Annotated in this window: 3 protein-coding genes; all 3 read left to right on the plus strand. The window is 63.5% G+C overall.

Annotated elements, in window-relative coordinates; translation table 11 throughout:
- The coding region (locus J0I79_RS02350) for an indolepyruvate ferredoxin oxidoreductase family protein (RefSeq protein WP_292855103.1) at positions 1-3,206 on the plus strand (3,206 nt) is incomplete at its 5' end.
- 91 nt (positions 3,207-3,297) lie between these two features.
- Complete coding sequence (locus tag J0I79_RS02355; RefSeq protein ID WP_292855105.1) at positions 3,298-5,613, plus strand: EAL domain-containing protein; 2,316 nt, start codon at positions 3,298-3,300, stop codon at positions 5,611-5,613.
- Between the two features lie 170 nt (positions 5,614-5,783).
- Positions 5,784-6,539, plus strand: a complete 756-nt coding sequence (locus J0I79_RS02360) for a hypothetical protein (RefSeq protein ID WP_366013619.1) — start codon at positions 5,784-5,786, stop codon at positions 6,537-6,539.
- Positions 6,540-6,561: the final 22 nt, after the last annotated feature.

Here is a 6,561-nt window from a genome sequence, read left to right on the forward strand (position 1 = left end):
GGGGCTCGCAGCAGACGGAACTGCTGGGCGAAGGCACCCATAACGGCATCTTTTCGGTCTGGTACGGCAAGGGCCCGGGCGTCGATCGTTCCGGCGACGTGTTCCGCCACGCCAACCTTGCCGGCTCATCGAAGCATGGCGGCGTGCTCGCGCTTATGGGTGACGACCATATGGCCGAATCCTCGACCAATGCGCACGCAACCGAATTCCTCTTCGTCGACACCATGGTGCCGATCCTCAATCCTGCCGGTGTGCAGGAGATCATCGACTACGGTCTCTACGGTTTCGCCATGTCGCGTTTCGCCGGTACATGGGCGGCGATCAAATGCGTCAAGGACAACATCGAATCGACGGCCTCGGTCGATGCCTCGCTGGAGCGGCTGAATATCGTCGTGCCGGAGTTCGATATGCCGCCCGGCGGCCTCAATATCCGCCACGAGATCAACATGCTCGGCCAGGAGGAGCGGCTGCACGAGTACAAGCGCGCCGCCGCGTCCGCCTTCATCCATGCCAATGGCCTCAACCGCATCGTCTATCCCGGTGGCCGCAACCCCAAGCTCGGCATCATCACGCTTGGCAAGAGCTATCTCGATGTCCGCCAGGCGCTGGAGGACATCGGCATCGACGAGGCCGTCGCCAACCGCATCGGCATCAGGCTGTTCAAGGTCGGTTGCCCCTGGCCGCTCGACCTGCAGCACATAGCCGACTTTGCGCGCGGGCTGGACACCATCGTCGTCGTCGAGGAGAAGCGCTCGCTGATCGAGGTGCAGTTGCGCGAGAGCCTTTACGGCACCGCCTCGCAGCCGGCCATCGTCGGCAAGAAGGACGAGCGCGGCGACTGGCTGTTCCCGGCCAAGGGCGCGCTCGATCCCAACGAGATCGCCATCGCGCTCGGTGAAAGGATCGTCAAGACCATTGGCCCGTCGGAGGAAATCTCGGCGCGGGTCGGGAAGCTGCGGCAGTTCCAGGCGATGCTGGCGGATGCCGCCGACATCGGTTCGCGCACACCCTTCTTCTGCTCCGGCTGCCCGCATAATTCCTCGACCAAGGTGCCCGACGGCTCGATCGCCGCCGCCGGCATAGGCTGCCATTTCATGGCTTTGTGGATGGACCGCAACACACTGGGCTTCACCGCCATGGGCGGCGAGGGCGCGCAATGGGTCGGCCAGGCGCCGTTTTCTAGGCGCGACCACATCTTCCAGAATCTCGGCGACGGCACCTACAATCATTCCGGCACGCTGGCGATCCGCTTCGCATTGTCGAGCGAGGCCAACATCACCTACAAGATTCTCTACAACGATGCGGTGGCCATGACCGGCGGCCAGCCGCATGAAGGCGGCCTCACCGTCGACATGATCGCCCGGCAGGTGCGGGCCGAAGGCGTCGACCGCATCGCCATCGTCACCGACGAGCCCGACAAATATGCGGGCAAGGCCGCGTTTCCGCCCGGCGCCACCATCCATCACCGTGACGATCTTGACCTCGTCCAGCGCGAGCTGCGCGGCATCAAGGGTGTGTCGATCCTGATCTACGATCAGACCTGTGCGGCCGAAAAGCGCCGGCGCCGCAAGCGCGGCACCTTTCCCGATCCCGACAAGCGCGTCTTCATCAACGAACTGGTCTGCGAAGGCTGCGGTGATTGCGGCGTGCAGTCGAACTGCGTCTCGATCCAGCCTGTAGAGACCGAGTTCGGCCGCAAGCGCCGCATAGACCAGTCGAGCTGCAACAAGGATTTCTCCTGCGTCAACGGCTTCTGCCCGTCCTTCGTCACCGTGCATGGCGCCAAAATCCGCAAGGCCGAAGGCCTGGCCGGCAAGACCGATCCGCTGGACGGCGTGCCCGCACCGGCGCAGTTCCCGCTCGGCGAGCAGGGCTGGGCCGCGATCATCGACGGCGTCGGCGGCACCGGGGTCGTCACGGTCGGTGCGGTGCTCGGCATGGCGGCCCATCTCGAGGACAAGGGCTGCGGCATGATCGACATGGCGGGCCTCGCCCAGAAGGGCGGCTCTGTCTTCACCCATGTCCGCATCGCCCGCACGCCGGACGACATCCACGCCATCCGTGTCTCGGCGGGCAAGGCGGACCTCGTGCTCGGCTGCGATCTCGTCGTCTCCGGCGCCAAGAAGGTGCTGAGCGCGGTGCGCGAGGGCCATACGATATTCCTCGCCAACACCGCTGAGATCATGCCCGGCGAGTTTGCCCGCTCGGCCGACTTCTCCTTGCCGGTCGAACGGCTGAAGAAGGCGATCCGCGCCGCCGCGGGTGACGACAAGGCGCATTTCTTCGACGCCACCCGCACCGCCACGGCTTTGTTCGGCAATTCTCTCGGCGCCAACATGTTCATGCTCGGCTTTGCCTTCCAGCATGGCGGCCTGCCGCTGTCGGCTGAAGCCGTCGAAAAGGCGATCGAGCTAAACGGCGAGGCAGTGGCGATGAACATCGCCGCCTTCCGCTGGGGCCGCCGCGCCGCCCACCAGCCTGATTTCGTGCGCGGCCTCGTCGGCCAGCCAGGCAAGGAAGGGCAAGCCGTCCCGGTCGCGCAGACGCTGGACGAGATCATTGCCCGCCGCGTCGCCTTCCTGACCGCCTATCAGAACGCTGCCTACGGCAAGCGTTACGCCGGCAGAATCAACGCCTTGCGCGCGGCCGAAGCCAGGGCGATGCCCGGCTCGACGGTGGTGACCGAGGCGGCCGCGAAAAATCTGTTCAAGCTGATGGCGATCAAGGACGAGTACGAGGTGGCGCGGCTCTACACGGATGGCTCCTTCGCCGCCGAACTCGGCAAGCAGTTCCAGAGCTACGAGAAACTCGAATTCCATCTCGCCCCGCCGATCCTGGGGCGTCGTGGCAATGATGGCAAGCCGAGGAAGTCGAGCTTCGGTCCCTGGATGATGAAGGGTTTTCGCCTGCTGGCGGCCGCGAAAGGCCTGCGCGGCAGTGTTTTCGACCTGTTCGGCTACACCGCCGAGCGGCGCATGGAGCGGCAATTGCTCAAGCAATACGAGGCCGATCTGCAACTTGTCGCCGACGCGCTGGCCCCCGGCAAGACCGACGCTGCGGTGGCGCTCGTTTCCGTCCCGGCGCTGATCCGAGGCTACGGCCATGTCCGGCAAGCCAGCGCCGAAAAGGCGGCCGGTGAGCGCCAAAGGCTGCTTCAACGCCTCGCAACGGCGCCGGCAAGGCCCGAACTCCAGGCTGCCGAGTGATCGAAAAAGCGCCTGAAATCAGGCGTTTCAGCCCAAGCTAAAGGTTTTTTAATGGGACTATGCCAAGGCTGGGGCTCATTGGGCGCCAGTAATGGGCAGAACAAAAACCGATAACATCCCTGTGGATGTTTATATCCAGTTTGTGCGCTCGTTGTTCGACAACGCGCACATGCTGATCATCGGCGCGCTTTGCCACGCTACCATCAGCCTCATGGTCTACTGGCGCAACGGCCAGCCAATCTTCCTGGTTCTCGCCGCCGCATTGCTCGGCATCGGTGTGTGGCGCTACTTCGGCCTGAGGCGGTTCCACCGCTCGGGCGGCGAGATGCGCGACGCAGCCGATGCGACCAAATGGGAGCGCGAATACATCGTGAAGGGCAGCCTGCAAGGCTTGCTGCTCGGGTTCTTCTGCTTCATTTCCATCTATGTCTACTCGGACTCCTATGCCGAGATCGGCGCCCTGTCGGTAACGATGGCCTCCCTGGTGACGGTCGTTGGCCGAAATTACGGCTCGCCGCGCATGGTCATGATCTTCGCGGTCACCTTCGTAGGGCCGATCGCGGCAGCCCTCATACTCAGGTTCGACATCCCCCATGTCGTGCTCGGCCTTCTGATCATCCCTTTCATGTTCATCATCAAGGGCAGCGCCGACCACGTCCGCAATGTGCTGTTTTCGGCCGTTGTCGGACACAAGCAGGCACGCCAGATCGCTCAGCGCTTCAACCGTGCGCTGAACACCATGTCGCATGGCCTGGTAATGCTCGGCCCGGACGGCAAGGTGGTCGTTGGCAATGCCGAGGCCGCCCGCCTGATGTCGCTCCGGTCTCCCGATCAACTGCTCGGACGCTCGATCCATTCGCTTCTGCTGCGCGGCGTTGCCGGCGGCATGCTGGCGCCCAAGGACTGCCGCTATGTCGAGGCGCAGCTGACCCGCGCCTTGCGCGAGGGGCGCGACCGCAAGGTGCTGGTCTCCTTCTCCAACGGCCAGCACTATGAATTCTCCGCCCGCGAAGGCAATCAGGAACTGGGCGTCATCACCTTCGAGGACGTCACCGCGCGTGTCGAGGCGGAGGAAAAAATCCGCTTCATGGCACGCTACGACAACCTCACCGGCCTGCCGAACCGCGCCTATTTCCATGAACTGGTCGGCGAATTGATGGCCTCCGGCGAGCGCGACCGCCTGTGCGGCCTGGCCGTGGTCGACCTCGACGACTTCAAGAGTGTCAACGACACGCTCGGACACCCTGTCGGCGACGGCCTGATCTATGCCGTCGCGGAGCGGCTCGCCGCCATCGCCGGGCAAGGCATCACGGTCAGCCGCTTCGGCGGCGACGAATTCATGCTGTTCTTCGACCGTGTCGAGGATGAGAGCCATCTCGCGAGCCTGCTCGACCAGATCTTCGCCGACCTGCAGGGCGAGGTCGACGTCGCGGGCCATGGCCTGCGTATCCAGGCCAGCGCCGGCGCGGTGCTGTCCAGGGTCGGGGAAACCGATGTCGACGCCATGATCGTCAAGGCCGACCTCGCGCTCTACAAGGCCAAGGAGCTCGGCAAGAACGGCTGGCGCCTGTTCGAGGCGGCGATGGACGCCGCGTTCCGCAACCGTCAGCTGATGAAGGCGGACCTGCGCAGCGCGGTCGAAAGCAAGGGATTGCGGGTCGTCTATCAGCCTATCGTGGCGATGAACACCATGCGCATCGCCAGTTGCGAGGCGCTTTGCCGCTGGGATCATCCGGACCTTGGCCCGATTTCGCCCGGCATCTTCATTCCGCTGGCCGAGGAGATGGGCATCATTTCCGAGATCAGCGCCTTCGTGCTCCAGGCGGCTTGCGTCGAATGCGCCAAATGGCCCGACCAGACCAGTGTCTCGGTCAACCTGTCCGCCAGGGATTTCCGCAACGGCGACGTCATCCGCAAGGTCCGCGACGCGCTAGACGCTTCAGGTCTTGCCGCCGGCCGTCTCGAAATCGAAGTCACCGAAACCGCGCTGCTCGACGACAAGTCGCAGACGCGGCAATATATCGAGGAATTGAAGCAGCTTGGCGTGCGCATCGCCCTCGACGATTTCGGCACCGGCTATTCGAGCCTGAGCTATCTTCACAAGCTGCCTCTCGACAAGATCAAGATCGACCGCTCCTTCGTGATGGACGTCACCCAGAACCCGCGCTCGCTGGAGCTGCTGAAGGGTGTCGTCGACCTGACCCGCATCCTGGGCCTCACCGTGACCATTGAAGGCGTGGAGACCTTCGAGCAGCTCAAGATACTGCTGCATTCCGTGAAGCCGGATCTCGTCCAGGGCTTCCTTTTCGGCGCCGCACTCAGCGCCTCGGGCATCGAGACCATGTCCAATGTGACCTGGCCTTTCGCCTCGGAATTGCAGCCGGTTGCAAAGCGCGCCGCCACCTGACCATCAGCCGTTCATCGCCGAAGCGCCCCCGAAGCGCTCGATGCCGGAAGTTTACCATTTGTTAACGTTAATTTAGGGTAAACGCAAAAGCTCGCAATTTTGCTTCTGGTTCCTCCGGCCCTTCGCTATTGTCCTGGCGTGGCCGTGCGAGGACCAAAATGGAAAACAAGTTGTTGGGTACGCCCCTGGCTGCTGCGGCCAGGGACAAGAACCGTCCCTCCGTGTTTTCAGATCACATCATGGATGTGCTGGAGCATGTGGAGTATCGCCTTTGTGATGGCGCCGAGGATCTCGAGGCGATCTACAGGCTCCGCTACAATTCCTATCTGCACGCCGGCATGGTCAAAGCGACCGCCTCGCGCATGGTGAAGGACAGCTTCGACGATCTGCCCAATTCCTACCGCTTTGGCGTCTTCTTCGACGGCACCCTCGTCAGCACCATCAGGATCCACTACGCCAACGCGAGATACCCGGTTTCGCCCAGCACCGACGTTTTCGGCGACGTGCTGGCGCGGCGGCTGGCCGCCGGCGAGACGTTCGTCGATCCGAGCCGCTTCGCGGCCGATCTCGAATGGTCGAGCAGCCTGCGGGTGCTGCCATACATCACACTCAGGCTGGCGGTGGTCGCCTGCAGCCACTTCAAGCCGACCTATTGCCTGACGGCGATCAAGGAAGAGCATTCCGCCTTCTATCACCGCATCTTCCGCTCGGAGCAGGCGGTGCCGCCGCGCAACTATCCCGGGCTCACCGTCCCCGTGCATCTGTTCCAGTCGAAATGCTCCGAGAACATGCAGGCGACGCTGGACCGCTTTCCGTTCTTCAACTCGACGACCTTCGAGCAGCGCATGCTCTTCCAGCGCCCCAAGCGGGGCGAACTGGCGCCGTTGACCATCCTGCCCACCGCCAAATATTTCGAGGCGGCCTGATATTTCGAATCGGCCTGGGCGC

Source organism: Mesorhizobium sp. (assembly GCF_017306585.1).
GTDB lineage: Bacteria > Pseudomonadota > Alphaproteobacteria > Rhizobiales > Rhizobiaceae > Mesorhizobium.

Coding starts and splice junctions, on each gene's coding strand:
- J0I79_RS02355 (WP_292855105.1), top strand. CDS start 3,298: ATGGGCAGAACAAAAACCGATAACATCCCTGTGGATGTTTATATCCAG.